The 1,173-nt window shown below is 56.2% G+C and carries 2 protein-coding genes; both read right to left on the bottom strand.

Annotation, left to right across the window (positions count from 1 at the left end):
• The coding region (locus EJQ19_RS31480; protein ID WP_164716879.1) for a hypothetical protein at window positions 1-462 on the bottom strand (462 nt) is incomplete at its 3' end.
• 43 nt (window positions 463-505) lie between these two features.
• A partial coding sequence (locus tag EJQ19_RS31475; protein WP_164716877.1) for a sensor histidine kinase occupies window positions 506-1,173 on the bottom strand: 668 nt, incomplete at its 5' end.

The raw sequence follows: 1,173 nt of genomic DNA, 5'->3' as shown, positions 1-1,173 counted from the left end.
GGTCAGCGCCTTGTCGATCAGCATGTTCTGCAGCTTCCGGATCTCGGCAGAGATGTCCAGCGAGCCCACGGACATGGATCCGAAGCTCAGTCCGTTGGTTCCAACCTGAAACTGAACGTCCTCTTGATCCAAGTAGGCCATCGATCCGGCGAGCAGCAACCTGGAAGCGTTTCCACGTTTACGCTGAGCGCCTGTATGCAGCAGTTGCGCAAACGTATCCTTCCACGCGATCAGCTCTTTCGGATCTTCGATGACGGTCGTGCCAACCCCGGGATACGTGACACTCATGCGCATGGGGATGCCCTCCGCCATGTCATTGCTGCGCAGATGCCCCGGCAGTACATGAACCTCGTCGACACCGACGCGAAACACCAAAGCGAAAATGCCGATCAACACACACCCGATAACGATTTGCATAAAGATGAGACGCATCCATGAAAGCCCTTTCTTCTCCTCTTGCATGTAGCTTACTCTCCTTTTGTCTCAAAAAAATCGTGGCTTTGTATCAATTTTGTAACAAAACCGGCGCAGGCGGACGATCGGTTCGGAACGTCAGTTCCACGACGGTCCCTTCCCCCAGGCGGCTGCTCACGGCAATATCTCCGCCTTGCAGCTCCATAAGCTGCTTGCTGAGCAGCAGTCCCAGTCCGTGGGAATTCACGGTGACAGGCCGCAAAGGCTTGTCCTCTTCGGGCAAAAATAGCTGAGCCGCATCCGCCTCGCTCATGCCCTGACCGTTGTCGGCGATGCGGAGCAAGCAGGTGCCGGCGTGGGCCGCGGCGGTGTCCAGCATTAGCGTCAAGTGCGTGCATTTGCTGTGCTTGATTGCGTTATCGATGACATTAAAGATCACCTGCTGCGTTCGCGCAGGGTCAAGGTACGCCTCGCACGGTTCCGCCTGAAGCACTGTAGTGATCGACGACTTCTGCAGCGTCGGCTCCAAAATACGCAGACTGTCCGCCAGCACAGCCGTCAAATCCGTACGCTGCAGCTGCACGCGCCACGCCTCTTCGCCTTTTAGCGAGGATTGCAGCAGCTCTTCGACCATTTGTAGCAGCTTGACGCTTTCTTTGCGGATGTAGCCGTTGCAGTTGCGGATGTCTTCCACTTTCTCCAGCTTGTCGATCAAATCGGAGAAGCCGATGATCGAGGTGAGCGGCGTTTTCAGCTCGT

The sequence above is a fragment of the Paenibacillus whitsoniae genome (genome assembly GCF_003955665.1).
GTDB classification, from domain to species: domain Bacteria; phylum Bacillota; class Bacilli; order Paenibacillales; family NBRC-103111; genus Paenibacillus_E; species Paenibacillus_E whitsoniae.
This window is presented reverse-complemented; position numbering and strand designations above follow the sequence as displayed.